General features: G+C 71.9%; 22 protein-coding genes and 1 pseudogene. 14 read left to right on the top strand and 9 right to left on the bottom strand.

Going from position 1 to position 25,456, the window contains the following annotated elements:
• Window positions 1-125: 125 nt before the first annotated feature.
• Complete coding sequence (locus tag KBO27_RS08125; RefSeq protein WP_210969368.1) at window positions 126-1,544, top strand: LCP family protein; 1,419 nt, start codon at window positions 126-128, stop codon at window positions 1,542-1,544.
• Here KBO27_RS08125 and KBO27_RS08120 read toward each other — a convergent pair.
• The 5 genes from KBO27_RS08120 to KBO27_RS08100 form a co-directional block, all read right to left on the bottom strand.
• The gene (locus KBO27_RS08120) at window positions 1,513-2,391 is read right to left on the bottom strand and encodes an alpha/beta fold hydrolase (protein WP_210969367.1); all 879 of its coding nucleotides are present in this window, start codon (window positions 2,389-2,391) and stop codon (window positions 1,513-1,515) included. The genes KBO27_RS08125 and KBO27_RS08120 overlap by 32 nt on opposite strands.
• Window positions 2,391-3,446, bottom strand: coding sequence for an amidohydrolase family protein (locus KBO27_RS08115; RefSeq protein WP_210969366.1), 1,056 nt, complete (start codon window positions 3,444-3,446; stop codon window positions 2,391-2,393). The genes KBO27_RS08120 and KBO27_RS08115 overlap by 1 nt, the downstream gene beginning before the upstream one ends.
• Window positions 3,443-4,549: an amidohydrolase family protein gene (locus tag KBO27_RS08110; protein WP_210969365.1), complete on the bottom strand. Its 1,107-nt coding sequence runs from the start codon at window positions 4,547-4,549 to the stop codon at window positions 3,443-3,445. The genes KBO27_RS08115 and KBO27_RS08110 overlap by 4 nt, the downstream gene beginning before the upstream one ends.
• A gap of 3 nt (window positions 4,550-4,552) precedes the next feature.
• Complete coding sequence (locus tag KBO27_RS08105; RefSeq protein WP_210969364.1) at window positions 4,553-4,996, bottom strand: Rieske (2Fe-2S) protein; 444 nt, start codon at window positions 4,994-4,996, stop codon at window positions 4,553-4,555.
• Window positions 4,997-5,065: 69 nt separating this feature from the next.
• Complete coding sequence (locus tag KBO27_RS08100) at window positions 5,066-6,010, bottom strand: LysR family transcriptional regulator (RefSeq protein WP_210969363.1); 945 nt, start codon at window positions 6,008-6,010, stop codon at window positions 5,066-5,068.
• Between the two features lie 296 nt (window positions 6,011-6,306).
• On the opposite strand from KBO27_RS08100, the gene KBO27_RS08095 reads away from it, so the two are divergent.
• From KBO27_RS08095 to KBO27_RS08065, 8 genes and pseudogenes are all read left to right on the top strand, one after another.
• Window positions 6,307-7,002: a hypothetical protein gene (locus tag KBO27_RS08095; RefSeq protein WP_307870292.1), complete on the top strand. Its 696-nt coding sequence runs from the start codon at window positions 6,307-6,309 to the stop codon at window positions 7,000-7,002.
• Between the two features lie 12 nt (window positions 7,003-7,014).
• Window positions 7,015-7,578: a hypothetical protein gene (locus tag KBO27_RS08090; protein ID WP_210969362.1), complete on the top strand. Its 564-nt coding sequence runs from the start codon at window positions 7,015-7,017 to the stop codon at window positions 7,576-7,578.
• Window positions 7,579-7,640: 62 nt separating this feature from the next.
• Entirely contained in the window at window positions 7,641-9,545 is a 1,905-nt protein-coding gene (locus KBO27_RS08085; protein WP_210969361.1) for a hypothetical protein, read from the top strand.
• A 37-nt stretch (window positions 9,546-9,582) separates the two neighbouring features.
• Entirely contained in the window at window positions 9,583-10,530 is a 948-nt protein-coding gene (locus KBO27_RS08080) for a helix-turn-helix domain-containing protein (RefSeq protein ID WP_210969360.1), read from the top strand.
• Window positions 10,531-10,676: 146 nt separating this feature from the next.
• Window positions 10,677-10,802 (top strand): annotated as a pseudogene (locus KBO27_RS33480) (FAD-dependent monooxygenase); the annotation flags it as partial.
• A gap of 77 nt (window positions 10,803-10,879) precedes the next feature.
• On the top strand, window positions 10,880-12,478 hold the full coding sequence (locus tag KBO27_RS08075; RefSeq protein ID WP_246536585.1) for an FAD-dependent monooxygenase: 1,599 nt from the start codon (window positions 10,880-10,882) through the stop codon (window positions 12,476-12,478).
• Window positions 12,479-12,480: 2 nt separating this feature from the next.
• Window positions 12,481-13,542, top strand: coding sequence for a maleylacetate reductase (locus KBO27_RS08070; protein WP_210969359.1), 1,062 nt, complete (start codon window positions 12,481-12,483; stop codon window positions 13,540-13,542).
• The gene (locus KBO27_RS08065) at window positions 13,539-14,441 is read left to right on the top strand and encodes a hydroxyquinol 1,2-dioxygenase (RefSeq protein ID WP_210969358.1); all 903 of its coding nucleotides are present in this window, start codon (window positions 13,539-13,541) and stop codon (window positions 14,439-14,441) included. The genes KBO27_RS08070 and KBO27_RS08065 overlap by 4 nt, the downstream gene beginning before the upstream one ends.
• A gap of 35 nt (window positions 14,442-14,476) precedes the next feature.
• Here KBO27_RS08065 and KBO27_RS08060 read toward each other — a convergent pair whose 3' ends face one another.
• Both KBO27_RS08060 and KBO27_RS08055 read right to left on the bottom strand, forming a co-directional pair.
• The gene (locus KBO27_RS08060) at window positions 14,477-14,941 is read right to left on the bottom strand and encodes a CAP domain-containing protein (protein ID WP_210969357.1); all 465 of its coding nucleotides are present in this window, start codon (window positions 14,939-14,941) and stop codon (window positions 14,477-14,479) included.
• A 182-nt stretch (window positions 14,942-15,123) separates the two neighbouring features.
• Entirely contained in the window at window positions 15,124-16,359 is a 1,236-nt protein-coding gene (locus KBO27_RS08055) for a cytochrome P450 (protein ID WP_210969356.1), read from the bottom strand.
• Between the two features lie 107 nt (window positions 16,360-16,466).
• On the opposite strand from KBO27_RS08055, the gene KBO27_RS08050 reads away from it, so the two are divergent.
• The gene (locus tag KBO27_RS08050; RefSeq protein ID WP_210969355.1) at window positions 16,467-17,495 is read left to right on the top strand and encodes an alpha/beta hydrolase; all 1,029 of its coding nucleotides are present in this window, start codon (window positions 16,467-16,469) and stop codon (window positions 17,493-17,495) included.
• Here KBO27_RS08050 and KBO27_RS08045 read toward each other — a convergent pair.
• Together KBO27_RS08045 and KBO27_RS08040 are read right to left on the bottom strand one after the other, a co-directional pair.
• Complete coding sequence (locus tag KBO27_RS08045; protein ID WP_210969354.1) at window positions 17,410-18,828, bottom strand: pyridoxal phosphate-dependent decarboxylase family protein; 1,419 nt, start codon at window positions 18,826-18,828, stop codon at window positions 17,410-17,412. The genes KBO27_RS08050 and KBO27_RS08045 overlap by 86 nt on opposite strands.
• Window positions 18,825-20,141, bottom strand: coding sequence for an MFS transporter (locus tag KBO27_RS08040; protein WP_307870291.1), 1,317 nt, complete (start codon window positions 20,139-20,141; stop codon window positions 18,825-18,827). Before KBO27_RS08040 ends, KBO27_RS08045 begins: the two co-directional genes overlap by 4 nt.
• 269 nt (window positions 20,142-20,410) lie before the next feature.
• Between KBO27_RS08040 and KBO27_RS08035 the strand changes: the two genes are divergently transcribed.
• The 4 genes from KBO27_RS08035 to KBO27_RS08020 all read left to right on the top strand — a co-directional run bounded on the left by KBO27_RS08035 (window position 20,411) and on the right by KBO27_RS08020 (window position 25,398).
• On the top strand, window positions 20,411-21,583 hold the full coding sequence (locus KBO27_RS08035) for an aminotransferase-like domain-containing protein (protein ID WP_246536583.1): 1,173 nt from the start codon (window positions 20,411-20,413) through the stop codon (window positions 21,581-21,583).
• 128 nt (window positions 21,584-21,711) lie between these two features.
• Window positions 21,712-24,078: a xanthine dehydrogenase family protein molybdopterin-binding subunit gene (locus KBO27_RS08030; protein ID WP_210969353.1), complete on the top strand. Its 2,367-nt coding sequence runs from the start codon at window positions 21,712-21,714 to the stop codon at window positions 24,076-24,078.
• Window positions 24,075-24,926 (top strand): FAD binding domain-containing protein, encoded by an 852-nt coding sequence (locus tag KBO27_RS34535; RefSeq protein ID WP_210969352.1) that lies wholly within the window; start codon window positions 24,075-24,077, stop codon window positions 24,924-24,926. The genes KBO27_RS08030 and KBO27_RS34535 overlap by 4 nt, the downstream gene beginning before the upstream one ends.
• Entirely contained in the window at window positions 24,919-25,398 is a 480-nt protein-coding gene (locus KBO27_RS08020; protein ID WP_210969351.1) for a (2Fe-2S)-binding protein, read from the top strand. The genes KBO27_RS34535 and KBO27_RS08020 overlap by 8 nt, the downstream gene beginning before the upstream one ends.
• Window positions 25,399-25,456 lie beyond the last annotated feature (58 nt).

The following is a 25,456-nucleotide window of genomic DNA, read 5'->3' as shown; positions in this document are numbered from 1 at the left end:
CCTTGCCAAGGCCACACGACAGGAATCCGGTCCCGCCCCGGCGCCCCAGGGGGCGGCAGCCGGCCAGACCGCTCCCGCCGCGTCGGCGCCGCAAGCCGATCGGGCCCCGAGCCGTCGCCACCATCATGTCGCTGGTGATCCTGCTGGTCACCGGCTACGGCTGGAGCAACTACCGGCACCTGCTCAACGGCCTGGCCACCAGCGACGTCGCCGACGGCGGCGGCGCGGACGGCGCCGTCGACATCCTGCTGGTGGGCATGGACAGCCGCACCGACGCGCACGGCAAACCGCTGCCCGAAGAAGTGCTGCGCGAGCTGCACGCGGGTTCCAACGACGCGTCGCTGACCGACACGGTCATCATGCTGCACATCCCCAACGACGGGACCAGCGCGGTCGGCTTCTCCTTCCCCCGCGACTCGTACGTGTCGATTCCCGGCCAGGGCAACCACAAGATCAACTCGGCGTACGGGCGCGGCAAGGAAGCCGAGATCGCGAGCCGGCAGCAGAGCGGCGTGACCGACCCGGCGGCGCTGGACCGCGCCGGCAACGAGGCCGGCCGCAAGCTGCTGCTGCGCACCGTGGAGAACCTCACCGGCTCCTCCATCGACCACTACGCCGAGGTCAACCTGCTGGGCTTCGCCAAGATCACCGAATCGGTCGGCGGCGTTCCCGTGTGCCTGAACTCGGCCACCCGCGACTCCTTCTCCGGTGCGGACTTCCAAGCCGGCCAGCAGACCATCGCGGGCCCGGATGCCCTGGCGTTCGTGCGGCAGCGACACGGCCTCCCCCGCGGCGACCTCGACCGCGTGGTGCGGCAGCAGGCCTTCCTCGCCGGGCTCGCGCAGACCGCCCTGTCCGGCGGCGTGCTGGCCAACCCGAACAAGCTGCGCGACCTGATCAACTCGGTGCAGGACTCGGTCGTGCTCGACCTCGGTGAGGACTCCGACGTGCTGTCGTTCGCCGAGCGGCTGCGCGGCCTGGCCGGCGGTGCCATCAAGTTCGACACGATCCCGATCGAGGACGCCGCCTACGACACGCCCGACGGCGAGGCCCTCAAGATCAATCCGCGCGCGGTCAAGGCGGCCGTCCGCGCGGCGACCTTGCCGCCGGGCGCCCCGGGCTCCCCGCCTCCGCAAGCACCGCCGACCTCGGCTTCCCACAAGCCCGCGTCGGCGCGGGTGGACGTGCTCAACGGGACCCGCACCTCGGGCCTGGCCTCGAAGGTCCAGGACCGGCTCAACGCCCAGGGTCTCGACGTCGGCGCGGTCGGCAACACCAGCAAGCGCAGCTCGTCGGTGATCCGCTACGGCTCGGGGGCGGAAGCGGCCGCGCAGGAGGTGGCCTCCCTGCTGGGCGGCATGCGGACCGAGGCTAGTTCGTCGTTGTCCTCCGGCCGCGTCCAGGTGATCATCGGCTCGGACTACGACGGGCCGGCGGCCCCGCGCTTCTCCCCCGGTGGCGCGATGGCGCTGGACGGCACCGCGCGGCAGCAGGAACCGGCGCAGGCGCCGATCAGCGCGGCGGGAATTCCCTGCGTGAACTGAGGAATCGGGTGAGCTCGCCAAGCGTCTCCTCCGGCGACTCCTCCGCCAGGTGGTGGCCGCAGTCCAGCTCCCGACCCGAGATCCGCGGTGCCCGGTTCCGCCAGGCGGCCAGCGGGTCCGGGTCGCGACCGAGCGGACCGCTCCGCCCCCACAGCAGGAGGGTCGGGCAGTCGATGGTGGCGCCCCGGTCGTCCTCGTCATCGGCCACGTCGATGCTGGCGCCCGCCCGGTAGTCCTGGCACATGGCGTGCACGACCTCGGGCCGGCGCCACGCCGCGCGGTAGCTCTCCAGCGCCACGTCCCCGAAGGCCTCGGCGGGACGGAGGAACCTCGTGAAGAAGGCGTCCGGGTCGGCGCCGATGAGGCGTTCCGGGATCTCGGGCTGGGCGAGGAAGAACCAGTGCCACGCGCCGAGCGCGAAAGCCGCGTCGGCGCGGGCGAAGACCTCGGCGGTGGGCAGCACGTCGAGCACCGCCACAGCGGTCACCACGTCCGGGTGGTCGAGGGCCATGCGGTAGGCGCAGCGGGCTCCCCGGTCGTGGCCGACGACTGCGAAGGACTCGTGCCCCAGCGCCCGCATCGCCGCGACGAGGTCCGCGGCCATGGCGCGCTTGCCGAACGAGGCGACCTCGGCGTCCGGTGCGGCGGTGCTGTCGCCGTAGCCGGGCAGGTCGGCCAGCACGACCGCGCGCGTCCGGGCCAGCCCGGGCGCCACGCGGTGCCACATCGCCGAGGTCTGCGGCCATCCGTGCAGCAGCAGCACCGGCGGGCCCGACCCGCCGACCCGGGCGCGGATCGTCGCGCCGGAGGGCGTGGGCAGGTCGTGCGGGCGGAAGTCGTCGAGCATCACGCGATTCCGTACCACTGCGCCGCGTTGCCGCGCAGCACCGCCTCGCGCTCGGCGTCGGTCAGGGCGGTGAGGAGGCGTTGCCCACCGCTGCCGTGGTCGTGCGGGTGGTCGGAGGCGTGCATCAGCAACTCCGCCGGGCCCAGCAGGTCGAGGGCTTCGCGGACCTGGACCGGATCGCGTGGCAGGTGCGCGGGTGCGGTGGTCAGCCGGACGTGGTCGGCGATCACCTCGCCGGACCTGCGGTTGATCCACGGGACCTCCCGCCAGACGCCCTTCCAGTCCTTGTCGAAGCGCCACAGCAGCGTCGGCAGCCACGAGAAACCGCACTCCAGCAGCGAGACCCGCAGATCCGGCAGCTGCGCGAACACCCCTTCGGCGAGCAGGCTGACCAGCTGGGCCTGGACGATGCTCTGCGAGTTGCCGAGGTAGTCCTCCAGGTAGGTGTGGGTGAAACCGCTGGAGGTCATGGCGTTGCCGACCCTGCCCCACGCGTGCAGTCCCACCACCAGCCCCTTGTCGGCCGCGGCGCGCAGCAGCGGCCGGTGGCGGACGTTGCCCCACGGCTGGTCGCCGCGCACCGGCAGCAGCACCTGGACGATGCCGGGGTGGTCGCCGATGCGCTCGATCTCGGCGACGGCGGCCTCGGTGTGCAGCGTCGGCACGACCATGCTGGCGCGCAGGCCCGAGTCCGCGGCCAGCCAGCGCTCGATGAGCCAGTCGTTGAGGGCGCGGGTCAGCGCGGTCTCGTAGTAGGGGTTGCGGTTGCAGCCGAACGAGGTGGTGCAGTTGAGGATCGCCGTTCCCGCGTCCAGCTGGGCGCGCAGTGCGGAGACCTCGTGCGGCGGAACGGCTCCGGCTTCCCGCGCGGCCGGGGTCGCCGTGGTCGGGGCCGGCGGCGGGTAGGCGCCGCCCTGGGCGTGGTCGATGCGCTGGCTGCCGTCGCGCAGGTAGCCGCGCCAGTAGTCGTCCAGGTAGGGCTCCAGGTCGGCGAAACCGGCCGGGGCGCAGTGCACGTCGGTGTCGATCATCGCGGTGCGGGCGGGGGCGCTCATCGGGCCTCCTGCGCTCGTTGCGGGAGGCCGAACAGCCGGCACGCGTTGGCACCCATCACCTGCTCGCGGATCGCCGCGGGCAGCAGTCGCGGTGCCATGCGGGGCGAGTCGAAGTCCCAGTGCGGGTAGTCGGAGGCGAACATGATGCGGTCGTTCATGTCGATGTGCCGCAACGCCGTCTCCAGGTGCGCGGGATCAGCCGGTTCCTCGATGGGCTGCGTGGTGAACCAGAAGTGCTCGCGGACGTACTCCGAGGGCGGTGCGCTCAGGTGCGGGACGTCTTCGCGGAGCATCGTCCAGGCTTCGTCCATCGCCCACATCAGCGGTCCGAGCCAGGCGATGCCGCCCTCGACGCAGATCACCTTCAGCGTCGGGAACTCCTCGAACACGCCCTCGCAGATCATGCTCATGATCAGCGCGGACATCGTGTTGCCGTTCCAGACGTGCTCTTCCAGGTAGAACGACGGCCAGCCCGGACCTCGGTGCTGCTCCAGGCCGCCGGTGTGCGCGGCGATCGGCAGGCCGGCCTCGACGGCAGCGGCGTAGATCGGCCAGTAGTGACGGCGGCCGAACAGCGCTTCTCCCCCGGTCGACAGCAGCACCTGCACGAACCTGGGATCACCCGCGCGCCTGCGGATCTCCTCGGCGGCGAGGTCCGGTGACTCCAGCGGGACGGCGATGGAGCTGCGCAGCCTCGGTTCGGGGTCGAGCCATTCCTCGACGATCCAGTCGTTGAGGGCGCGGCACAGCGCGTCGGCGAACTCGCGGGCCTCCGCCCCCCAGCTGTGCGATTGCAGCGGGATGAGCACCCCGTGGTCGATGCCGAACTCGTCGAGCAGCTGCTGCTGCATCAGGGCGAGGTCGTTGCCGGGAAATCCGCCGTCCGGCCACGCGTCGAGGCGGTAGCCGCCGTTGCTCACCCTGGGGTAGATCTCCGGTGGTCCGGGCACGCGGCTGCCGAACCTCTCGAACCGCCGCCGGTTGCGGGCGTCGAGCCGGGGCAGGACGTCACGCGGCAGCGCCTGCGGGTGGATGTCGGAGTCGACGAGCGTGCGGGCCGCGCGGTTGCGGGCCGCGTTCTGCGAAGCGACGGTGCTGGTCATCGTTCACCTCCGAGGGCTGGTGTCGACCACGACGTAGGCGTCCTCGACGCTGACCGGGAACGTCTCGGCGACGTAGGGGCCGGGCATCCGGCCGTTCTTGGGTTCCGGTGGTTCCTCGGCGGTCTCCAGGCGCACCTCGTAGGTGCGCACGGGCGGTTCGCCGGGTCCGAGGAAGGACTGGCCGGTCGCCAGCTCGTACTCCCAGCCGTGCCAGGGGCAGGCGATGAGCGCCTCCTCCCCCTGCATCGCGTACTCGCCGGGTTCGCCGGAGACCACCCAGGGCTTGGTGCGGCCGACGCACAGCGGGCCGCCCATGTGCGGGCAGTGGTTGTTCAGCGCGTAGAACCGGTCCCCGACCCGGAAGACGCCGATCGAGCGGCGTCCGGCCTCGACGACCGTGCGCGACCCGGGCGGGAACTCGTCGAGCCTGGCCACCACGATTCTCATGCTTCGACGGTAGGAAGTTCAGCGCTGCCAACGGAAACTGAAAATCGGGATGCGCGGCATCGAGCCGTTCTATACCGGGGTGTCGCGCACGGCTTCGCGCACCGTCTCGCGCATCCACCGGTGCCCGGGGTCGGTCTCGTGCTTCTCGTGCCACCACAGGGTTTCCACGATGGGCTCGGGGTCGCCGGGGCAGTCGAGGATGCGCAGGTCGGTCCGGTCGCCGAGGCGGCGGGCGAGCCGTTCCTGCACCACCGCGACCCGGTCGGTGCCGCCCACGAAGTAGGGGGTGGCGCGGTAGCTGTCCACCCGCACCGCCACGTCCGGGACCAGGTGCAGCGAGGCCATCAGCGGAGCCAGCGGCGCGGTGGAGGGGTACTCGCGGCCCGGGTGGTGCGGGACGACCCAGGGCCGTCGGCGCAACTCCGCGGCCGGCAGCGTGCGCCATCCCCCGGGCACGGTCCCGGCGTCCACGACGCACACCCAGCGGTCCCGGAACAGCTCGGTGCAGCGCATCCCCGACACGCGCAGGCGCGCGTTGGGCGTGGAGGCCAGGCCGTCCATCAGCCGCAGCGTCTCCACCAGGTCGGTCGGCAGGCGGCCGGTGACGAGCATGATGTGCAGCTTCGCGCCCGGCGCCTGGTGGTGCAGCGCCCGCGAGATCGGTTCGCCGACGGCCTCCAGGACGTAGTCGGGCATCAGCAGGCTGTACTCGCGCTGGGTGCTGGCCGGGTCGAAGGGCGCGGTGGTGAACAGCCGCTCGGCGGCCTCGCACAGCGGCTCGATCTGCGCGTCGAGCTCCACCGCCAGCGGCGAGAGGACGTAGCCACCGCGCTTGCGCACCAGCAGCTCGTCGTCGAAGTGCCTGCGCAACCTCGCCAGCGCGGCGCTGGCGGTGGGCTGGGTGACGCCGATGTTCTCGGCGGCCCGGGTGACGTTGCGGGCGCGCAGCAGTTCGCGCAGGAACACGAGCAGGTTGAGGTCCAGGTTCGCCAGCGTCGATCCGGACTGCTTCACCTGATCAGCTCCCGTCGCGCCTTCGCCCGGCCCCCGGGAACATTCACACCCACCGCGTTCGCGGTGTCAAGAACTGCTTGCGCCGGTCATCGGGTCCCGATAGCGTGCACGCACGGGTCGTGCTCACACCGTTGCGACGTTGCGCCGATCGGATGGCGACAAGCCTGGGGATTGATCCATTCGGGTTGCGTCTTCGCACGTCACAAATTCGGAGCACCGATTGGTTCCGAAAACGACACTTCCCATTGGCTCGCAGTACAGCTCAACCATTCCACCGGACCGCACGCTCGTTGAACGTGCGCAACGTTGAGGGTGACCAGCCAGACGAGACGTTTGACTCGCCCGTGACGAGCCGGGAGCAGGACGCGGTGCGGTTGCTGCTGCTGATCGACGGTGCCGCCGAACCGCTGTCCTTCCCCGTCCCGGACCCGGCGCTGGCCGAGGCGGTCGGTGTCGTGACCGGGCAGACGAGGTTGCAGAAGCTCGATTTCTGGCTTCGCAGCCCTGATTTCCTCGCCGACGAACTGCTCAACGAGTACGAGCGAACCGCGGACGGGCACCTGCTGGAACTGGCGGGCCGGATCCTCGATTCCGAAGAACCCGAAGTGCGCCGGTATCCGATGCTGCGCCACCACTTCGGCGCCTACGAACCGCTCGACGACGCGCTGGCGGTGCTGCGCAGCGCCGGCCTGATCGTGCGCCGCCGGCGCGGCCGGGTCGGGCACACCAGGCGGCACGACTACTACCTGCTGGAACGGGGCAGGCGGGTCGCCCGCACGATCATCGCCCGAGCACCGGCCTTCCGCTACTACGTCGACCGCGTGACGCTGGTGCTCGACCTCGCCGACGGGCGCGGCGGCAACGAACTCCGCAACCGCCAGTACCTGCAGGCCGAGTACGCGAGCACGCGGCGCGGCACACCCATCGCCACCATCGCCGAACGGGTCCGCGACCGGCTCGCCCGGCTTCGCGCGGAACTGCACGCCGCGTAGGGGGTTTTGACGATGAGCACCCGACCTTCGCCGATGCACGAACGACTCTCGACGATCACCGGGATGCCCGCTCAAGCCGTGGCCCGCCTGCTCGCCTCCGGGGGCAACTCGCCGAGCCCGGACCTGCGGCGGCGGATCACCGAGGCCGAGCGCAAGTGGGACCGGCTCGACCAGCTGCACCGATCGGCCCGCCACCGCAGGCAGGCCGATGAGCGCTCGCTCAACGACAGCACGGAGAGGGACGTCGCGCGGGTGCTCTTCCACGGCTTGGAGCCGCACTCGTGCCCCCGCTGCGACACCCCGATCTCCGAGCAGCGGCGTCGCGAGGAGCGCGAGAACCACCGGTGCGCGGTGTGCACCAGCGACCTGTCGGCCACGGCTTCGGAAGTCGCGGAACCGGAGATCGCCGCGCGGCTGCGGCTGGCCTCCAGCGAGGCGGCCGAGACCACCGCGCTGGCGAGGTTGCGCGGTGCCGAGGTCGCCCTGGCCGAGCTGGTCGCGGAGCTCACCGAACCGCCGCGCCCGCGCAGCGGCGACAACCCCACCGGCACCCCGGCGCCGGACCGGCGCCGGTGACCCCGCGGCGACCACCGGGCGCGGTGGCGGCCGGACCTCAGGCTCCCGTCCTGGCCAGGGCTTTGACGAACGCTGCGGGCCGGGGTGCTCCCGGCTGGCGCGGCACGCTCGCGGAGTTCATCGACGGTCTTCCGGCGCAGCGCAGCCTGCTGGCGCTGGCGTCGACCATCGACGCACTGCTGGCCGGACCGGACGTGGTGCAGGAGCACGGCGTTCGGCTGCACGACGCGCTGCTGCACGATCTCGGCCCGGTGATCGAGCGCGATCCGCTGATCGCCGCGAGCCGGCTGGAAGGGGCCGTCCGGCTGGCGATCGCCGACGCCGTCTCGCCGTTCACCGTGCTGGGCAGGCTCACCGGGTTCGCACCGACGACGCCGGAGGAGTTCACCGAGACGCTGCCCCGGCTGCTGGGTGCGGCCATGGACCGGTGGGTCGGCGAACCCGCGATCACCACGCCGCTGCGCGAAGCGCTGGACCGGTTGCGCCACGACGAGGCGGCCGCGGTCGACGCGGCGTTCGAGCTGGCCTGCGACGACCTGCGGACGGCGTTGACCGCCACCGAGATGCCCGCGGTGCTCGAATCGCTGACCACCGCCCGGTCGCGGTTCGCCACGGTCGACGCCGCGGAGCAGGCGCGCCACGACGCCCGCGCCTACGCGGCCGCCTGCGACGCGATCCTGGCGTTCGCGGCGCAGGACCCGGACCGGCTGGCCGACGCCGCGGACCGGCTCACCACCGCGCTGGACCAGCGTTCCGCCTGGCTGCGCGGCACCCACCAGCCGCAGTGGCTGCGCCCCCGGCACGCCGCCGAGCCCGCGTGGCGGCGTCTCGTGCTGCTGCTGCGCGCGGCGGCGGCGCGGCTGGCCGAGACGATCTGGATGGACGTCTGGGAGGCCCTCGGCGCCGTGCTCGACGCCTACACCCAGGTCCGGTCGCTGCAACCGCTTCCCGGGGCGCGCACCGCACCCGGCTTGGCGGTGGTGATCGAGCCGACCATCGAGAACGCGATCGTGCGCAGCCAGAGCCGGCTCGCGGCGCTGCGCCGGACCGTCGTGGAGGCCTCGGCCATCGAGAACCCGCCGCTGCCACCGCGCACGGCGCAGCTGCTGCTGGACCGCATCGAGAGCACCGGGACCGATCGCCGCCCGGACCTGCCGCAGGCCGCCCGGACCCCGCCGGAGGAGGACGAGGACGAGGACGGCCATGCCGCGACCTCCCGCGCCCACCGGCTGGCACCCGCGCTGGTGCGCGTGCTCGGCGAGCGCCACGCGGCCGGGCTGACCGCGGGCCTGTGCGACGACGACCTGCGGATGCTGGACGGAGTGGTGCACAGCAGCGAGATCGCTCGCTCCCGCACCGCGCACCCCGTCCTCGACCCGCTGCTGGAGACGCTGCTGAGCCGGCTCTCCGAGTCCCCGGAGTTCACCGGCCGGGTCCGGGCCACGTTCGGGATGCTGCTGGAGCAGACGTTGCGGTTCCTGTTCAGCCGCGCGGACCTGACGTCGACGACCTGGGGCCGCGGGGAGACCGACTACCGGCGCCCGCTGCGCAAGGGTGAGCGGCGCCCGCGCGAGTCGGACCTGCAGCGCGACTACCACCAATGGCTGGCGACCGGGCAGCTCGGCGGACTGGTGGCGGTGGAGACCACCGACCTGGCGATGGGACGGGCGGACGTGACCACCACGTTCGGGTCGCTGCGCTACGTCACCGAGATCAAGCGGGAGCTCCGCGACTCCTCGCGCGGACACATCGAGGCCCAGCACGTGCCGCAAGCCGCGGCCTACGGCGGCACGAACGTGCCGTTCGGGCAGCTGCTGGTGCTGGACCTGACCCCGCACCCGCACGGCGCACCGCGCGTCGACGAATCGGTCTGGCTGGCCAAGCACCGACCACCGCACGGTGGAACCGACAGGTACGTGATCGTCGGGGTGATCACGGGGAACCGGCCCACGCCCCACGAACTCTGATCGACTTGTCCGGTTCTGCTGCTACAGTGCCGTGGCCATGGGTCAGGTCACTGCGGCCGGTAGGGCTCGCGCGTTCTCCACGACAGGGCTGCCGCCCGCAGAACGCGTGGCGTTGTGGGAACAGCACAACGCCCGCGCGCTGGTCGGGCTGTCGTGCAAGACCATCGACGACGCTCCCTTGGCGGCCACCGAGCTGAACCTGCAGCTGCCGAGCCTGCACTTCGCGCGCGTGACCGGCAGCCCGCACCTCGTCGAACGCGGCGCCCGCGAGATCAGCGATCGACCGACGGGCTCCGCCGTCCTCTACATCGCGATGGCCGGCGAGGCGTTCTTCTACAGCACCGGCGGCACCCGCGTGCTGCGTCCCGGCCACGCGGTGCTCTGCGACGCCGACCGGCCGTTCGCGCGCGGTTTCTCCCAGGGCCTCGAGGAATTCGTGCTGAAGATCCCGCACGACGCGCTGCTCGCGCTCACCGGGTCCACGCCCGAGCAGCCGGAGTTCTTCGACCTCGCCGGCGGCGCACCCACCGACTCGCTGCGCGCGCTGACCCGCGTGATGCGGGCCTCCCTCGACGGACCCACCGACGCCCGCCGCACCGAGCAGCAGGCCCTCGGCCTGCTCGCCTCACTGCTCACCGGCGGCACCAGCCGCCACCTGGACATCGCTCGGGCGATCATCGAGGTGCACCTGCGGGATCCGAACCTGTCGGCGGCGCGCATCGCCGCCCGCATCGGCATCAGCGAGCGCCAGCTGTGCCGGGTGTTCAACCGCGCGGACCTCAGCGTCGCGCGCTACGTCCTCGACCGGCGTCTGGACCTGGCCCGCGAACTGCTCCGCTCCCCTCGCTCCGCGCACCGCTCGATCGCCGAGATCGCCCGCGACTGCGGGTTCGTCTCGCCCTCCCACTTCACCCGGACCTTCAAACGGCGATTCGACGTCACCCCGGCCGAAACTCGCCGCACCGCAGCAGATCCCAGCGCCTGAGACCTCGACGCGGTTCCGGGAAGCGGCGGACCGGCTGCGTTGCCCATTCGCGACCGGGTGTTGTCCATCTGCGCCGTCCGGGAGGTGGGGCGCCGGACTCGTGCGAGCCTCCCGGGCAACCAGCGCGTCGCAGGAGGACCGAGACGATGGAGTTCAACGACGGTGTGGCCGACACCGAGGTTCCCACCACCGGCACGGTGGACACCGAGGTGCTGATCATCGGCTCCGGCCCGGCCGGGGCTTCGGCCGCGCTGTTCCTTTCCACCCTCGGCGTGGACAACATCATGGTCACCAAGTACCGCTGGACCGCCAACACCCCCCGCGCGCGCACATCACCAACCAGCGCACCATGGAGATCTTCCGCGACCTCGGCATCGAGGAGCAGGTGCTGGCCGAAGCCACCCCGCACCACCAGATGGGCGACACGGTGTTCTGCACCTCGATCGCCGGTGACGAGATCGGGCGCATCCGCACCTGGGGCACCCACCCGGCGCGACACGCGGACTACGAGCTGGCGTCCCCTTCGCTGAACTGCGACATCCCGCAGACCTATCTCGAACCGATCCTGGTCCGCAACGCGACCGTGCGCGGTTCGCACACCAGCTTCTCCACCGAGTACCTCTCGCACACCCAGGACGCGGACGGCGTCACCGCGCGGGTGCGCGACCGGCTCACCGGCCACGAGTACGACATCCGCGCCCGGTACCTCATCGGCGCCGACGGGGCGCGCTCGAAGGTCGCCGCCGACATCGGGCTGCCCTACGAGGGCCGGATGGACATCGCCGGGTCCATGAACATCACCTTCAAGGCCGACATCAGCGAGCTCGTCGCCCACCGCCCGTCGGTCCTGTACTGGGTCATCCAGCCCGGATCGAACATCGGCGGCATCGGCACCGGCCTGGTGCGCATGGTGCGGCCCTGGGACGAGTGGCTGATCGTGTGGGGCTACGACATCAGCCGGGAACCGCCGGAGCTCGACGACGACGCGGCCCGGCAGATCGTCCGCAACCTGCTCGGCGTGGCGGACCTGGACGTGGAGATCACCGGCTGCTCGTTGTGGGGCAACAACGAGCAGTGGGCCACCCACCTGCAGTCCGGTCGGGTGTTCTGCGCGGGCGACGCGGTCCACAAGCACCCGCCGTCGAACGGGCTGGGTTCCAACACCTCGATCCAGGACTCCTACAACCTCGCCTGGAAGATCGCGGCCGTGCTGCGCGGCTGGGCGGGCCCTCGACTGCTGGACACCTACTCGGTCGAGCGGGCACCGGTGGCCGAGCAGATCGTGCGGCGCGCCAACCGGAGCGGTCGCGAGTTCGGGCGGCTCTTCGAGGCGCTGGGCATCACCGACGGCGACACCGAGGAGCAGATGCGCGCCAAGATCGCCGAGCGCACCGCGGACTCGCCCGAAGGCGCTCAGCGGCGCGAAGCGCTGCGGCACGCGATGGAGCTGAAGAACTACGAGTTCAACGCGCACGGCGTCGAGATGGGCCAGTTCTACGCCTCCACCGCCATCGTCTCCGACGGTTCGCCGCGCCCCGAATCCGAACGCGACCCGGAGCTGTACTACCGGCCCAGCACGGTGCCGGGTGCGCGGTTGCCGCACGTGTGGGTCGGTGATGCCGCCACCACGCTGTCCACCCACGACCTGGCCCGCTACGGCCGGTTCACCCTGTTCACCGGCATCTCCGGGGACCCGTGGGCGGCAGCGGCGCAGGAGACCGCCGAGCGGCTGGGGGTGCCGCTGGACGCGGTCGTGATCGGCCCCGGGCGCGCGGTGACCGATCTGTACTTCGACTGGGCGGCGGGCCGCGAGGTCCCAGAGGATGGGGCGGTGCTGGTGCGCCCCGACAAGCACGTGTGCTGGCGCTCCCACCAGCTGGTCGACGATCCGGCGGCGGTGTTGACCGAGGTGCTGGCCGGGATCCTCGACTCCGGAGGTGAGGTGTGAGCATGGAATTCGACCACACGACGCTGGGCCAGCGGGTCCTGTTCGGCGCGGGCAAGGCGGCGGCGAACCTCGCCGAGGAGGTCCGGCGGCGAGGAGCGACGGCGGTGATGGTGATCGCCGAGGGCCGGGAGGCCGAGCTCGCGCGGCGCATCACCACCGGGATCGACGTCGCCCTGCACCACGACGACGTCGCACCGCACGTGCCGGTCGCCAAGGCCGACCAGGCGCGCGCGGCGGCGCAGGCGCACGGCGTGGACCTGCTGGTGTGCGTGGGCGGTGGTTCCACGACCGGCCTGGCCAAGGCCGTCGCCCTGACCAGCGGGCTGCCGATCGTCGCGGTGCCCACCACCTACGCCGGTTCGGAGGCCACCAACGTCTGGGGCCTGACCGAGGCGGCCCGCAAGACCACCGGCGTCGACGACCGCGTGCTGCCGGGAACCGTCGTCTACGACGCCGAGCTCACCCTCTCGCTGCCGGTCGAGCTGTCGGTGGCCTCCGGCCTCAACGGACTGGCGCACTGCGTGGACTCGCTGTGGGCACCGCGCGCGGACCCGATCAACGCCGCTCTGGCCACCGAGGGCATGCGCACGCTGGCGGCCGGGTTGCCGAAGGTCGTCGCCGATCCGCACGGCCTGGAGGGCCGCGAGCTGGCGCTCCACGGCGCCTACTTGTCGGCGGTCGCGTTCGCCTCGGCCGGTTCCGGGATGCACCACAAGATCTGCCACGTGCTCGGCGGCACCTACGACCTGCCGCACGCACAGACCCACGCGATCGTGCTGCCGCACGTGCTGGCCTTCAACGCGGTCGCCGCCCCCGAGGCCGCCGACCGCATCGCCGGCGCCCTCGGCGGTGCCGACGCCGTTGGAGCGCTGACGGCGCTGCGCGACCGGCTCGGTGCGCCGACGGCGTTGCGCGACATCGGCCTGCGGGAATCGGACCTCGACGAGGCGGCGGAGCTGTCCGTCGCGGCGATCCCCGCGTCCAACCCCCGGCCGGCCACCGCCGGGGACGTCCGCAGCCTGCTCACCGCCGCGTGGGCCGGAACCGCACCGGAGGGCGCATGACCGACGTGGAGACCACCGACGACGACAAGCAGCGCCGAGCCGAGGAGGAACTGGTCGCCAAGGTGCTGGCCAGCTTCGACGGCACCGAGGACGAGCGGCTGCGCACCGTGCTGCGATCGCTGGTCGCGCACCTGCACTCGTTCATCCGCGACGTGCGGTTGACGCAGCGCGAGTGGGAGACCGCGATCGCGTTCCTCACCGACACCGGGCACATCACCGATGATCGCCGGCAGGAGTTCGTCCTGCTCTCCGACGTGCTCGGCGCGTCCATGCAGACCATCGCGGTGAACAACGCGGCGCGCGGGAACGCGACCGAAGCCACTGTTTTCGGTCCGTTCTTCGTCGAGGGCGCACCGCACGCGGACCTGGGCGGGGACATATCCGGTGGCGCGTCCGGCGAACCGTGCTGGGTCGAGGGCACCGTCACCGACACGAACGGGAATCCGCTGCCGGGCGCCCGGATCGAGGTGTGGGAGGCCGACGACGACGGCTTCTACGACGTGCAGTACTCCGACGACCGCACCGCCGCTCGCGCGCACCTGTTCACCGACGAGAGCGGCTGGTACGGGTTCTGGGCGCTCACCCCGACGCCGTACCCGATCCCGCACGACGGGCCGGTGGGGAGGATGCTGGAGGCCACCGGGCGCTCGCCGCTGCGGGCAGCGCACCTGCACTTCATGGTCAGCTCGCCCGGCCGGCGCACGCTGGTGACCCACATCTTCGTCGAAGGCGACGACCTGCTGGACCACGACGCGGTCTTCGGCGTCAAGGACTCGCTGATCAAGCGCTTCGAGCGCCAGCCGCCCACCGCTGAGGTGCCCGGCGGCCGGGACCTCGGCGGACGGCCGTGGACCCGAACCACCTTCGACATCGTCCTGCCTCCGGAGGAGCCGAGCTGACGAGCTGGTGAAGAAACCGCATTCCAGAACAGCTGTCAGCGGCCGAAGTCCTGGGTCCAGTAGTTGCCGCTGTGCTCGACGCCGACGCCGATCGTCCGCAGCGAGCAGTTCATGATGTTCTTGCGGTGGCCGCGGGATTTCAGCCAGCCGTCCACGACCTGGTCGGCGCTGGTGTGGCCGCGGGCGATGTTCTCGGCACCGGGCGAGGGGTAGCCGGCGGCCCGCACCCGCTCGCCGAAGGTGACGCCTTCGGGCGTGGTGTGGCTGAAGTAGCCGCGGCGGGCCATGTCGGCGCTGTGCTCGGTGGCGGCCTTGGTCAGCCGGCCGTCGACGGTGAGCGGGGCGCACCCCGCCCCGGTCCGGACCTTGTTGACCAGCGCCACGACCTCGTCCTCCGCCGGGGGCGCCGGGGCCGCCGACATGGACACCGCTGCGGTGCTCATCCCGGCACCGATCAACAGGGCGGCTGCGACTACGGACAGCGTTGTCTTCGGGGTCATGGCCCCGAAAACTACGGCAGTTCCGGGGACCGCATTCAGATCAAAAACCTTGCTGTGCCAAGACTTCACACCATCTCGCTACTCCGGGTGATCGCCTCGGGCAGCACGCTTCGGGGTCCGCCGCCACGCGTCCCGACGACAGTATCCGGCCACGCGCGTCACACCCGCCACCCTGCGCGGGCTCACGTGATGCGGTAGCGCAGCGGCAGGTGCTTGAGCCCGCCGACGAACGTGGTGTCGCTCCACTCCGGCTCGCCCGCCGGTTCCACCCGCTGCAGGCGGGGCACCAGCTCGGCGAAGAACGCCCGCGCCTCCATCCGGGCCAGGGTCGCGCCGAGGCAGACGTGAGCGCCGAATCCGAACGACAGGTGGCGGTTCGGATCACGGCCGACGTCGAACCGGAACGGGTCGTCGAACACCGCCTCGTCGCGGTTCGCCGACGGGTAGCACAGCAGCAGCGACTCACCCGCCTCGATGCGCTTGCCGCCCAGCTCGTAGTCGGTCGTCGCGGTGCGCATGAACTCCTTGACGGGCGTGACCCAGCGGATCATCTCCTCGACCGCGGAGGGGATCAGCTCCGGATCCCGTCGCAACCGCTCCAGCTCGCCCGGGTGGGCCACCAGCGCCTGCAGGCCGCCGGCGATCGTGGAGCTGGTGGTGTCGTGCCCCGCGGTCGCGATGATGACGTACTGCGAGGCCGCGTCGGAATCCGAGAGGTGTTCGCCGTCGATGCGCGCGTTGGCGATCGTCGAAGCCAGGTCCTCGGTCGGGTTGGCGCGCCGGTCGGCGGTGATCCGGTTGAAGTAGTCGAAGAAGTCCAGCAGGACCTGCAGCAGCTCTTCCGGCGACCGGCCGCGCCGCAGCTCGGCATCGTCGCTGCCGAACAGCTCCTGGGTCAGCTGCAGGATCCGGGGGAAGTCCGACTCCGGCAGCCCCAGCAGCGAGAGGATCACGTAGAGCGGGTAGTCGACGGCGATCTCCTGCGCGAAATCGCACTCGCCGCCCAGTTCGGCCATCTTGTCCACGGAGCGCTTGGCCAGGCGCCGGACGTCCACCTCGATCTTCCGCAGCGCTCGGGGCCGGAACCAGTCGGCCACGACCGATCTCAGCGCCTTGTGCTCGGGATCGTCGATGTGGACCAGGGTGCGCAGCATCCGGCCGTGCTCGGCGGTGTAGCGGTCCTGCGCCGCGCTCACCAGGATCGGTCGCGGCTCGTTGAGGAAGGTCTCGTGCTGCCGCTCGACCTCGAGCACGTCGGCATGCCGGGTCACCGCCCAGAACGGGTTGAACGCGGGCAGCGGATCGACCCGGTGCACCGGGTCTTCGCGCCGCAGCGCGCTCAGCGCGGCGTGCAGCCGCCGGTCGTCGGCGTAGGCGGTCGGATCGGCGAGCGTCAGACCGGCGTCGTCGATGTTCACGTGCGCGTCCCCCTGGACATCGGTCCCCCGCACCGACGTTACTCAGCTGATCGCGGACCCGACAACACCACCGCGAATCCGGTGACCACTCCCCTCGCGGCGGACCGGTGACTACCGTGATCGCCATGCCCGTGCTCAGCCATCCCCTCGTCACGCGCGTGGCCGCCGCGTTGATCCAGGGCGTCACGTCGCTGGCGCCGCGCCTCAACCGCCGGCACCGGTTCCCCGACATCGCGTGCGCGACCCGCCGGATCGAGATTCCCACCGCCCACGGCGTGGTGCCCGCGACGCTGTACCTGCCGGCGAGCGGCGACGTCCCACCACCACTGCACATCAACCTGCACGGCGGCGGTTTCATCATCCGCTACCCCGAGCAGGACGACCCGCTGTGCCGCTACCTCGCGGCCCGCCGCGCCGGGGTCGCGGTGCTCAACGTCGACTACCCGGTCGCGCCGCAGCACCCGTTCCCGATCCCGCCGAAGGCGTGCTTCGAGGTGACGCGCTGGGCGGCCGAGCACGCCGGAGAGCTCGGCGTCGATCCGGAGCGGCTCAGCATCGGCGGGGCGAGCGCGGGTGGTTCGCTGGCCACGGCCGTGGCCCGGCAGGCGCGCGACGCGGGTGGCCCGCACCTGGCCCTGCAGGTGCTGCACTACCCGTCGCTGGACCTGGTGACCTCGACGCAGGCGAAGCTCAGCGCCCGCGGCCGGACCGAGCCACCGTTCCTGAAACCGTGGATGTCCGCGGTGTTCCACAACTCCTACCTGCCCGACAAGGCGCTCGGCCTCGACCCGCTGGCCTCGCCCGCGTACGGCGACAACGGCGCGGACCTGGCCGGGACGGCACCGGCACTGCTGATCACCACCGAGCTCGACCTGCTCAACGCCGAAGGGCGGCGCTACGCCGAGGCGTTGCGCCGCGCCGGAGTGCTGCTCGAACACCGCGACATCCCGGGTGTCGATCACGGCTACGACCAGCTGGGAGCCGGTGACGACCTGGCGCGGGAGACCTACGACCTGATCGTCGAGCACCTCCGCCGCGTCACTTCGAGCGCTAGGACGGGCGGTGGAGCAACCCGAGGAACTCCTGGAGGAGGCGTTCCCGCAGCTTCGGGCGCGCGATCGCGAGCATCGCGTTGATCTCGGCCATCCGCTCGGGCGGGCCCGCGCCACCGCCCATGCCCGCAGCGGTGAGCAGGGCGTCGAACTCCTCCTGCGAGAGCGCGTCCGGGTCGAGGTCGGCGAGGAACGCCGCCATGTTCTCATCGACCGCCACCGGACCCGCGGCCCGGGCATCGGCGACCGATTCCCGCAGGGCGGTACCGAATTCGGCCTCACCGCCCCGGTTCGCGGCAGTGATCGTGAGGTGGAGGTTCGCCGGCGAGCTCTCGTGGGCGAACTGCGGTTGCACGTACCAGCCGCGCGCCTTCATCTCGTCGGCGACAGTGAACAGGTCGATCCCGTCGTCGGTGGTGATCGCGAGCAGCGTGGAGTCGGGTTCGGCGAGCAGCCGCACTCCGTCGACGGCGGCGATCTCCGCACGCATCTTCTCCACCGCCTCCAGCGAGGCCTGCGCGAGCGCGAGGTACCCGTCGTCACCGAGGTGGTGCACCACCGCCCAGGCCGCGGCCAGCGGGCCGCCGGAGCGAGTGGATTGCAGCGTCGAGTTCAGCATCGTGTACCCGGGCCACCCGGCGCCGGCGAAGAAGTGGCCCCGGCGCAGCTCGGCGTCGGCGTGCAGCAGCACCGACGTGCCCTTCGGGCAGTACGCGTACTTGTGCAGGTCGACCGACACGCTGGTGACGCCCTCGACCGCGAAGCCGAACTCCGGCACCGCCTTTCCCAGCCGCCGGAGGTGGGGCAGCACCCAGCCGCCGATGCAGGCGTCGACGTGCATCCGCACCCCGCGCGCCGCCGCGACTGCGGCGATCTCGGCTATCGGGTCCAGGACGCCGTGCGCGTACGACGGGGCGCTGGCGACCACCAGCACCGTGCTCTCGTCGATGGCCTCGGCCATCGACGACGGGTCGGCGCGGAAGGACGTCGGATCGACCGGCACCACCACGGGGCGGACCCGGAACAGGTGCGCGGCCTTGTGGAACGCGGCGTGCGCCGTGGAGGGCAGCACCACGGTCGGCTCGGTGACACCGGGGTTTCCCTCGCGCGCCGCCAGGACCGCGAACATGCAGGACTCGGTGCCACCCGAGGTCACCGAGCCGACCGTGCGCTCCGTGCCGCCCAGCAGCCGGGAGGCGGCGGCGACCAGGTCGTTCTCCATGCGCAGCAGGCTGGGGAACGCCGTCGGGTCGAGGCCGTTGGCGCTGGAGGCCAGCGCGTGCGCTGCGGCCCCGAGCTCATCGAGCCCGTCGAGCCCGCTGTCGTAGACGTAGGCCAAGGTGTGCCCGCCGTGGGTGGGGACGTCGGCGGCGCGAAGCGCGCGCAGCTCGGCGAGGACTTCGTCGGCGGACCTCATCGCCCCTCCAGCACGTCACGCCGCAGCAGCGGCAATCCCAGCAGCACCAGCGCGCCCGGCAGCAGCGAGAAGCCGAGCACGATCGCGGTCACCGCGCTGCCCGGCTGCGGCACCACACCGTCCACACTGGACACGTAACCGCCGATTCCGAGCACCAGACCGAAAAGCCCCGGACCGAGGGCCATGCCCAAGGTCTCCGCGCCGGTCCACACCCCGGCAGCCACGCCCGCCCGGGTCTCGCCGGTCCGCTCCTCCTCCGCGGTGATCAGGTCCGGCATGATCGCCAGCGGGAACACCTGGATGCCCGCGTAGCCGACTCCGGCGAGCGCGACGAACACGAACGACACGCCCACCGGAAGCACCAGCGCCGCGCACAGACCGGCGCAGGCCACGCCGAAGGTGATGCAGGCAGCCCGGAATCCCCACAGCTTGCCCTGGCGTTCCCCGATCCTCGGCCACAGCGGCATCGTCATCAGGGCGGGGAGGACGAACCCGGCGAACAACCAGGTCTGCACCGCCGGATCGCCGAAGACGTACCGGGACGCGTAGCTGACACCGGCCAGCAGGGTCGCCAGTCCGAGGGCCTGCACCGAGTAGGCCAGCACCAGGCGCCGGAACGCACGCCACCGCCGCATCGTGCTCACCAGGTCGCGCCACCCCTGCGCGCCGGGTCGCCGCCGACCGACCGGAGCGTCGCGGATGCCCAGGACCATCAGCACCGCCCCGAGCAGGATGACCAGCCCGATCACCACGCCCATCACCCGGTAGCCGGCCACTCCCCCGATGCCGTTGGCGATGCCCGGCGCGCCGCCACCGGCCAGCAGCACCGCCACCGCCAGGAATCCCATCCGCCAGCTGGTGAGCCGCGTGCGCTCGCCGTAGGAGTCGGTGAGTTCGGCGGGCAGCGCGTTGAAGGGCACCTGGAACAGCCCGAACGCGGTGGCGCACAGCAGGTACAGCACCATCACGTACCCGGCGTCCAGCGCCGTGTCACCGAAGCCGGGGTGGGCGAAGATGCCCGCGAACAGCACCGCGACGGCCAGGCCGCCGAAGAGCAGGAACGGCCGTCGGCTGCCGTGGCACACGAGGCTCGCGTCCGACAACCTCCCGGCGATCGGGTTGAACACCACGTCCCACACCTTCGGCAGCAGCACGATGGCGCCGGCGATCGCGCCGGGGACGCCCAGGGTGTCGGTCAGGTACGGCAGCAGGAGCAGACCGGGCACGGTGGAGAACGAGCCTGTGACCAGCGAGCCGAACGAGTAGCCGATCCTGGTGCGGGTACCGATCCCGATCTCGACGGGTAGTGGCACGGAAACGTCCTCCAGAATCGCTCGCCTTTCCGCATGGTCGCACCACCGGGGCGGCTTCCGGATCACATCGAATCGTTTCGTTACGCAACTATTCCATTCGGGGTCAAAGCCGAGTGAGCCGCGCCAAATTCGGGTGACCGGCCGAATCCGATGCCTTAGAATCCCGCTCGGCTCCTCGAACAGCGAAGCCGTTCCGTGAGGCGCGCCAGCGGCAACACTGCGGCCCGACGCCCCGCTTCTCGTCAACGCCTGTCGTTCCAGGAGCTCCCATGCCTTCTTCAGCCCGTGCCCGCCGGATGGACGGGGTCACCAGCTCACCGGTGCGCGACCTGCTCGCGCTGACCCGCCGACCCGGTGTGATCTCCTTCGCCGGCGGGCTTCCCGCCCCGGAGCTGTTCGACACCGACGGGCTGCGCGCCGCGTTCGCGCGCGCCCTCGCCGAGCCCGACGCCACCCGCACGCTGCAGTACTCGCCCACCGAAGGCGACCCGGCGCTGCGGGAGATCGTGGCCGCCCGCCTCACCCGCCAAGGCCTGCCCACCGGATGCGAGGACCTGCTGGTCACCACCGGTTCCCAGCAGGGCCTGAACCTGGTCGCCTCGGCGCTGCTGGACCCCGATGCCGTCGTGCTGGTGGAAGAACCCGTCTACCTCTCGGCCGTGCAGTGCTTCCAGCTCGCGCAGGCCCGGATCGTGCCGGTGCCCTCCGACGCGGAGGGCATCGATCCCGAGGCGCTGGATCGCATCGCCGCGAACGAACGCCCGGCACTGCTGTACCTGGTGCCGACGTTCTCCAACCCCACCGGCCGCACGATCGGCGAAGCGCGGCGCGACCGGATCGCCGACATCGCCGCGCGGCACGACTTCTGGCTGATCGAGGACGACCCCTACGGCGAACTGCGGTACAGCGGACGGCCGGTGAGCCCGTTGTCCGCGCGCGTGCCGGACCGGTCGATCTACCTCGGCAGCTTCTCCAAGATCGTCTCGCCGGGCATGCGGGTGGGCTGGTTGCGCGCACCCGCGCAGCTGCGGCAGCAGCTCACGATCCTCAAGCAGGCCGCCGACCTGCACACCTCCACGATCGATCAGGCCGCCGCGGCCGAGTACCTCGCGACCGCCGATCTCGACGCGCGGGTGCGCGTGCTGCGCGAGACCTACCGGGAGCGGCGGGACGCGATGCTGGCGGGACTGCGCGAGAGCACCCCGCCGGGCACCGAGATCACCGAACCCGAGGGCGGGATGTTCGTGTGGGTGCGGCTTCCCGGCGAGGTCGACACCGCGGAGGTGCTGCAGGAGGCGCTGCGCCACGACGTGGCGTTCGTTCCCGGATCGGCGTTCCAGGTGGGCGAACCCGACCGCGCGACGATGCGGTTGTCGTTCACCACCTTCGCCCCCGACACCATCGCCGAGGGACTGCGCCGACTGGCCAAGGCCCTGACCTGAGCGCGCATCCCCGGGTGCCGTCCATCCGGAGGATTGCGCACGTCCCCGGAGCTGCAGCAGGCTACCGTGAGTCCACCGCTGTGACGGCCATCACCTGAGCCGTCCGGCGGGACCACTGGGGAGGTCTGATGCAGGCGATGCAGGGCGGGCGGCCCACTCTGCTGGGCGTGCGCACACCGCGCGTCGAGGACGACAGGCTGCTCACCGGCCGAGGCCGCTACGTGGCCGACGTCGTGCTGCCGGGCATGGTGGAGGCCGCCTTCGTGCGAAGCGACGTCCCGCACGCCCTGGTGCGCGGCGTCGACAAGACCGCCGCGCTCGCCTCACCCGGTGTGCACGCGGTGTTCGACGGGGCGGACCTGGACCTCGACGCGGTTCCCGACCGGATGCCGTGGGTGCGGGCGGTGCGGCACTTCCCGCTCGCGCGCGACCGGGTCCGCTACGTCGGCTGCCCGCTGGCCGTCGTGGTCGCCGAAGACCGCTACCTCGCCGAGGACGCAGCCGAACTCGTCGACGCGGATCTGCACCCCCTGTCCACCGTGGACACCGTCGACGATGCCCTCTCCCCCGACGCCGCGCTGCTGTACCCGGATTGGGGCGACAACCTGCTGCTGTCGGTCGAGCCCGACACCGCCGAGGTGGACGCCGCGTTCGAGCGGCTGCGCACCATCAGCGGAACGTTCACCACGAACCGCCACTCGGCGGTGCCGCTCGAAGGACGCGGGGTGGTGGCCGAGTTCCGCGACGACCGGCTGACCGTGTGGACCTCGACCCAGGCGGCCTACGTCGTGCGCGCCATGCTCGCCACCGTCCTGGGCATGCCGGAGCGCGACATCCGGGTCATCACGCCGGACCTCGGTGGCGGGTTCGGGCAGAAGAACGAGATCTACCCGGAGGAGTACCTCGTCCCGTGGCTGGCGATGCGGTTGCGCCGCCCGGTCCGGTGGATCGAGGACCAGCACGAGCACCTGATCGCCGCCACCCACGCCCGCGACACCAGGATCGACCTGTCGGCGGCCGTTCGCGAGGACGGCACGATCGCCGCGCTGCGCGGCCGGGTGCGCACCGACCTCGGATCCGGCGAGATCTTCCCCGCCGGGTACGGGCCGAGCCTGGTCGCGGTCGGCTCGCTGTGCGGGCCCTACCGGATCCCGCACCAGGCCATCGCGGTGCAGGGCGTGGTCACCAACAAGACGCCGACCGGCGGGTACCGGGGTTTCGGCGCCCCGGAGGGAACCTTCGCGATCGAGCGGCTGGTCGACAAGATCGGACGCGAGCTGGGCATCGACCCGCTGGAGCTGCGGCGCCGGATGATCCTCACCCCGCACGACCTGCCCTACGAGACCGCCGCGGGGGCTCGGCTGGTGTCCGGCACCCACCGCGAGGCGTTCGAGCGCGCCGTGGAGCTGGGCGAGCGGATGCTGGCCGAGGAGCGCTCCACCGCCGAACCCGGAACGCACCTGGGCGTCGGCTACGCCACCTACGTCGAAGGCGTCGCCTCCACCACGTTCTCCATCACCGGAACCTGGAGCAGCCAGGACTCGGCGGACGTCCGCTTCGACTCCGACGGCGGCGTCACCGCGGCCGTCGGGATCTCGGCGATGGGTCAAGGCACCCACACCATGGTCGCGACGCTCGTCGCCGAGTCGCTGTCGATCCCGATCGAGCAGGTCCGGGTCGTCATGGGCGACACGGACACGGCTCCGTTCGGCCTCGGCAGCTGGGCGAGCCGCGGGACGCTCGTGGCCGGTGGAGCGATCGAACGCGCGTCAGAGGTGTTGCGGCGCAAGGGAACCGACATCGCCGCGCACCTCCTGGAGGCGTCCCCGGACGACCTGGAACTCAGCGAGGGGCGTTTCCAGGTCCGGGGCAGTCCCGGCAGCGCGGTCTCCTGGGCCCAGGTGGCCCAATCGGCTCTGAACCGGACCTTCGAGCTCCCGCCGGGCGTCGAGCCGGGACTGGAGGCGCGCGCCGTCTACGAGCCGCCCGGCCTCGATCACGTGCCGCGTCCCGACGGCAAGATGAACGCCGCCGCCACCTACACCAACGCCACTCACGCCGCCGTCGTCCGCGTCGACGCCGACACCGGAGTCGTCGAGGTGGTGCGCTACGCGGTGGTGCACGACTGCGGCCGCGTCATCAACCCGCTGACCGTCGCGGGCCAGATCCACGGCGGGGTCGCGCAGGGCATCGGCGGAACGCTCTACGAACAGCTCCCCTACGAGGACGGCCAGCCGCTGGCCACCACGTTCTCGGAATACCTGCTGCCCAGCGCCCGCGAGATCCCCGAGATGCTCGTCGAGGAGCGGGGCGGCCCCGCTCCGGAGACCCCGTTCGGCGCCAAGGGAGCGGGCGAGGCCGGCATCATCGGCCCACCTGCCGCGATCGCCGGGGCGATCGAGAACGCGCTCGCACCGCTGGACGTCACCGGGATCGACACCACCCCGCTGACCCCACCTGTGGTGCGCCGCCTGATCGAGGAGGCCCGCTCGTGAAGCCGCCGCCGTTCGACTACGTCCGGCCGCGCACCGTCACCGACGCGATCGCGCTGCTGGCCGCCGACGAGGACGCCAGGCTCCTCGCCGGTGGGCAGAGCCTGCTGCCGATGATGAACTTCCGGCTGGCCCGGCCCAGCGCGCTGGTCGACATCACCCGCCTGCCCGGCATGGCCGAACTGCACCGCGATGGCGATGAGCTCGTGATCGGGCCCGCCACCCGCCAGCGCGCGGTCGAAACCTCACCCCTGGTCGCGCGGACCTGCCCGCTGCTGGTGGACGCCCTGCGCCACGTCGGCCACCACCAGATCCGCACCCGCGGCACCGTCGGCGGCTCGCTGGCCCACGCCGACCCGGCGGCCGAGCTCTGCGCCGCGGCCCTCGCGCTCGACGCCGAGGTGGTGGCCACCGGTCCGGACGGCCGCCGCTGGATCCCGGCCACCGAACTGTTCGTGGCCCCGTACCAGACGGCGCTGCGCCCGGCCGAGATCATCACCGAGACCCGCTGGCCGATCCGGCCGAGCGCCCGTCACGGGTTCGCCGAGATCACCCACCGCGCAGGCGATTTCGCCCTCGCCGGACTGGCGGTCGTCGTCGAGCTCGACGGGTCCGAGGTCACCCGGGCCCGGCTCGCCGCGCTGGGCGTCGCGGGCACCGTCCGCCGACTCCCCACCGCCGAGCAGGCACTGCTGGGCCGCCCGCTCACCGCGGGGTCGATCGACGACGCCGCCGACACCGCAGCGGTGTCGGTCGAGCCGCCCGAGGACGTGCACGCCGACCCCGATACCCGCCGCGCCGCCCTGCGCGCGGCCACCCGGCGAGCCCTGGAGCAGATCCCCCATGCCTGACACCCCCACCGCGAGCTGCGACATCACGCTGACGGTCAACGGCCGCGAGATCCGGCGCCCGGTGCCCGCCCGGCGGTTGCTGGTCGACTTCCTGCGCGAGGACCTGGCGCTCACCGGCACCCACGCCGGCTGCGAGCACGGGATCTGCGGCGCGTGCACGGTGCTCATCGACGGTGAGCCCGCGCGGTCCTGCATCACCCTCGCGGTGCAGGCCGACGGCTGCGAGATCACCACCGTCGAGGGCCTCACGCCGGAGACCGGGTTGAGCCCGATGCAGCAGGCGTTCAAGGAGTGCCACGGACTGCAGTGCGGTTTCTGCACCCCGGGCCTGCTCACGACGCTGGCCGCGGCCGCACCGGAGGACCACCCGACCGACGCCGACATCCGAGAACTCCTGGGCGGCAACATCTGCCGCTGCACCGGGTACCAGCACATCGTCGACTCGGTGAACAAGGCGTGGGGCCGTTCCTGAGGTGGCGCGGCCATCTCAGGACTCGCTCGGTCTGGACCGTCGACGCAGCGCAGGCCCT

It is taken from the genome of Saccharopolyspora endophytica (assembly GCF_018070075.1).
Lineage (GTDB): Bacteria > Actinomycetota > Actinomycetes > Mycobacteriales > Pseudonocardiaceae > Saccharopolyspora > Saccharopolyspora endophytica.
The sequence above is the reverse complement of the archived record's forward strand: the minus strand, read 5'-3'. Positions and strand labels throughout refer to the sequence as shown.

Excerpts from the sequence above, each read along its gene's own strand:
- KBO27_RS08120 (WP_210969367.1), bottom strand. The coding sequence starts at position 2,391 with ATGCTCGACGACTTCCGCCCGCACGACCTGCCCACGCCCTCCGGCGCG.
- KBO27_RS08030 (WP_210969353.1), top strand. The coding sequence starts at position 21,712 with ATGCAGGCGATGCAGGGCGGGCGGCCCACTCTGCTGGGCGTGCGCACA.
- KBO27_RS08110 (WP_210969365.1), bottom strand. The coding sequence starts at position 4,549 with ATGACCAGCACCGTCGCTTCGCAGAACGCGGCCCGCAACCGCGCGGCC.
- KBO27_RS08080 (WP_210969360.1), top strand. The coding sequence starts at position 9,583 with ATGGGTCAGGTCACTGCGGCCGGTAGGGCTCGCGCGTTCTCCACGACA.
- KBO27_RS08090 (WP_210969362.1), top strand. The coding sequence starts at position 7,015 with ATGAGCACCCGACCTTCGCCGATGCACGAACGACTCTCGACGATCACC.
- KBO27_RS08070 (WP_210969359.1), top strand. The coding sequence starts at position 12,481 with ATGGAATTCGACCACACGACGCTGGGCCAGCGGGTCCTGTTCGGCGCG.
- KBO27_RS08060 (WP_210969357.1), bottom strand. The coding sequence starts at position 14,941 with ATGACCCCGAAGACAACGCTGTCCGTAGTCGCAGCCGCCCTGTTGATC.
- KBO27_RS08125 (WP_210969368.1), top strand. The coding sequence starts at position 126 with ATGTCGCTGGTGATCCTGCTGGTCACCGGCTACGGCTGGAGCAACTAC.
- KBO27_RS08075 (WP_246536585.1), top strand. The coding sequence starts at position 10,880 with ATGGAGATCTTCCGCGACCTCGGCATCGAGGAGCAGGTGCTGGCCGAA.
- KBO27_RS08065 (WP_210969358.1), top strand. The coding sequence starts at position 13,539 with ATGACCGACGTGGAGACCACCGACGACGACAAGCAGCGCCGAGCCGAG.
- KBO27_RS08020 (WP_210969351.1), top strand. The coding sequence starts at position 24,919 with ATGCCTGACACCCCCACCGCGAGCTGCGACATCACGCTGACGGTCAAC.
- KBO27_RS08105 (WP_210969364.1), bottom strand. The coding sequence starts at position 4,996 with ATGAGAATCGTGGTGGCCAGGCTCGACGAGTTCCCGCCCGGGTCGCGC.
- KBO27_RS08035 (WP_246536583.1), top strand. The coding sequence starts at position 20,411 with ATGCCTTCTTCAGCCCGTGCCCGCCGGATGGACGGGGTCACCAGCTCA.
- KBO27_RS08045 (WP_210969354.1), bottom strand. The coding sequence starts at position 18,828 with ATGAGGTCCGCCGACGAAGTCCTCGCCGAGCTGCGCGCGCTTCGCGCC.
- KBO27_RS08115 (WP_210969366.1), bottom strand. The coding sequence starts at position 3,446 with ATGAGCGCCCCCGCCCGCACCGCGATGATCGACACCGACGTGCACTGC.